Origin of the sequence: Delftia sp. ZNC0008, assembly GCF_000799035.1 — a bacterium.
GTDB lineage: Bacteria > Pseudomonadota > Gammaproteobacteria > Burkholderiales > Burkholderiaceae_C > Comamonas > Comamonas tsuruhatensis.
Map to the genome: position 1 here is coordinate 1 of NZ_JTKZ01000538.1, position 3275 is coordinate 3275.

3 protein-coding genes and 1 pseudogene are annotated in these 3275 nt (G+C 68.4%); all 4 read left to right on the plus strand.

The window, feature by feature from the left end:
• On the plus strand, nt 1-748 hold a 748-nt coding region (locus tag L995_RS17995), incomplete at its 5' end, for a Bug family tripartite tricarboxylate transporter substrate binding protein (protein WP_047472857.1).
• 46 nt (nt 749-794) lie between these two features.
• A complete protein-coding gene (gene kdgD, locus L995_RS18000; protein WP_047472858.1) occupies nt 795-1706 on the plus strand; it encodes a 5-dehydro-4-deoxyglucarate dehydratase in 912 nt (303 codons plus the stop codon).
• Between the two features lie 58 nt (nt 1707-1764).
• A complete protein-coding gene (locus L995_RS18005) occupies nt 1765-2724 on the plus strand; it encodes a Bug family tripartite tricarboxylate transporter substrate binding protein (RefSeq protein WP_016452154.1) in 960 nt (319 codons plus the stop codon).
• Between the two features lie 120 nt (nt 2725-2844).
• Nucleotides 2845-3275, plus strand: a pseudogene (locus tag L995_RS18010) (2-hydroxyacid dehydrogenase); the annotation flags it as partial.

Below are 3275 nucleotides of genomic sequence, written 5' to 3' on the forward strand. Positions count from 1 at the left end.
CCTGGGCGCCGACATGGTGGCCAAGGCCCAGCCCGACGGCCACACGCTGATGCTGTGCGACCTGGGTGCGCTGGCCATCTCGCCCTCGCTCTACACCAAGCTGTCCTTCGACCTGTCCCGGGACCTGCGCGGCACGGCCATGCTGGCCTACTCGCCCCACCTGCTGGTGGTCCACCCCTCGGTGCCGGCCAACAACCTGCAGGAGCTGGTGGCCCTGTCCAAGAAGGAAGACCTGAGCTTCGCCGTCACCGCCACGGGCAGCGCCCCGCACCTGGCTGGCGTGGAACTGGCGCGCGCCACGGGCGCCCGCTGGGAATACGTGCCCTACAAGGGCGGCGTGCAGTCCATCCAGGACACGGTGGCAGGCCAGACCCAGGTGCTGATGAACGGCATGCTGGCCACCTACCCCCATGTGCAAAGCGGCAAGCTCAAGCTGCTGGGCCTGTCCAAGGGCACGCGCATGCCGCTGGCCGCCAACGTGCCCACCATCGCCGAGCAGGGCGTGCCCGGCTTCGAGACCGGCACCTGGCAAGGCGTGGTCGTTCCCGCCAAGACGCCCGAGGCCGTGGTCCAGCGCCTGCATGAGGCCCTGATCACCGCCATCCGCTCGCCCGAGGTGCGCGCCCGCCTCACGGGCCAGGGCGCCGAGGTCGTGACCATGAACCCCGCCGAGACCGCGCGCTTCCTGGCCACCGAACGCCAGCGCTGGCAAAAAGTGGTTCAGACAGCCGGTTTGAAGCTCGACTGATTCCACCCCTTTTTCTTTCTTCCCCACCCTTGTTCCCGAGAGCACCATGACCCCCCAAGACCTCAAAGAAGTGATGAGTTCCGGCCTGCTGTCCTTCCCCGTGACGGACTTCGACAGCAACGGCAACTTCAATGCCAAGGGCTATGCGGCCCGCCTCGAATGGCTGGCCCCCTACGGCGCCAGCGCGCTGTTCGCGGCTGGCGGCACGGGCGAGTACTTCTCGCTGTACGGCGAGGAATACGGCCAGATCATCAAGACCGCCGTGGACACCTGCCGCGGCAAGGTGCCCATCATCGCGGGCGCCGGCGGCCCCACGCGCACGGCCATCGCACACGCCCAGGAGGCCGAGCGCCTGGGCGCCCACGGCGTCCTGCTGCTGCCCCACTACCTGACCGAAGCCGGCCAGGAAGGCCTGATCGCCCATGTGGAGCAGGTCTGCAAGAGCGTGAAGTTCGGCGTCATCGTCTACAACCGCGACCGCACCCGCTTCACGCCCGAATCGCTGGCCATCCTGGCCGAGCGCTGCCCCAACCTGGTGGGCTTCAAGGACGGCATGGGCAACATCGAGACCATGTCCTCCATCTTCATGACGATGGGCGACCGCTTCGCCTACCTGGGCGGCCTGCCCACGGCCGAGGTCTATGCGGCCGCCTACAAGGCCCTGGGCACGCCGGTGTACTCCTCGGCCGTCTTCAACTTCATCCCCAGGACGGCGATGGCGTTCTACGAAGCCGTGCGCACCGACGACATGGCCACGCAGCACAAGCTGCTCAAGGAATTCTTCATGCCCTACCTGAAGATCCGCAACCGCGTCGAAGGCTACGGCGTGAGCATCATCAAGGCCGGCGCCAAGCTGGTGGGCCACGACGCCGGCCCCGTGCGCGCCCCGCTGACGGACCTCAAGCCCTCCGAGCTGGAAGAGCTCAAGGCCCTGATCGACAAGCTCGGCCCCCAATAAGCCACAAGACCGGGCGCAGGGGCCAGTCCGGCCCTTGCGCCCCCCAGGAGACAAGAACATGAAGAAGATTCTGATCGCGCTGGGTGCCGCACTGGCCCTCACGGCGCAGGCGGCCGGCAGCTTCCCGGACAAGGCCGTCAACATCATCGTGCCCTTCCCGGCTGGCGGCTCCACCGACACCGTGGCCCGCGCCATGGCCCTGAGCATGGGCGAGCAGCTGGGCAAGCCCTTCGTGGTGGAAAACCGCCCCGGCGCCACGGGCACCATCGGCGCGGGCGCCGTCAAGCGCGCAGCGGCCGATGGCTACACCCTGCTGGTGGCCTCGCTGGGCCCCTTCGTGGTCACGCCGCACCTGGTCAAGAACGTGCCCTATGACGCAGGCAAGGACTTCGACTACATCACCATCCCCGTGCAGGCGCCCAACGTGCTCGTGGCCAGCCCCGCGCAGAAGGCCCGCACCGTGGCCGAGGTCATCGCCGCGCTCAAGGCCAACCCCGGCAAGATCAGTTTCGCGAGTTCGGGCAACGGCTCCTCGGACCATCTGTCGGCCGAGCTGTTCTGGCAGCAAAGCGGCACCGAAGGCATGCACGTTCCCTACAAGGGCGGCGCCCCGGCCATCACCGACCTGATCGGTGGCCAAGTGGACTTTTCGTTCCAGAACGTCAACGCCGTGCTGCCCCATCTGCGCAGCGGCAAGCTGCATGCGATCGCCGTGACCGGCAGCCAGCGCTCGCCCGTGCTGCCCGATGTGCCCACGCTGGCCGAGGCCGGCGTCAAAGGCGCCGAGGTCTATTCCTGGCAAGGCCTGGCCGCACCCAAGGGCCTGCCCGCCGATGTGAAGGCCAAGCTGGCCAAGGCCGCCATCGCCTCCGTGCAGCAGCCCGACATCCGCAAGCGCTTCGTGGAGCAGGGCCTGGAGATCGTGGGCAACACGCCCGAGGAATTCACGCGCTACCAGGCCCAGGAATCGGAGCGCTGGAGGCAGCTCATCCAGACAAGAAAGATCACGGCAGATTGAGCTGGAAACAACGGGCCGGCCCCGGGGCCTTTGCCCGCTGGCCTTTGCCCGCTGGCCTGCGCACCGCAGGCCCTTTTCACCGGGGCTTGCAGCCCCTGCAAGTTCCAAGGATTCCAAGGCATGGCGACCTCCCGTCCACGCGTTCTCCAGTTCGGCAAGATGCCGCTGCCCCAGCTCGATGCCGAGCTGGCCCAGCCCTATGAGGTGACGCTGCTGTCCGAGCAGCCCGACCGCGAGCGCTTTCTCGCCGAGCACGGCGCGCAGTTCGAATACCTGGTCACCTCGGCCGCCATGGGCGTGCCCGCGAGCGTGGTGCAGGCCCTGCCCCAGCTGCGCTTCGTGAGCAGCTTCGGCGTGGGCTTCGACGCGCTGGACCGCGAGTCCCTGCTGCGCCAGGGCGTCCGCGTGGGCTACACGCCCGGCGTGCTCGACGACTGCGTGGCCGACATGGCCTTCGCCCTGCTGCTGGACGCCGCGCGGGGCCTGAGCGAATCCGACCGCTTCGTGCGCCGGGGCGACTGGAGGCAGGGCCGCTTCGGCATCCGCACGCG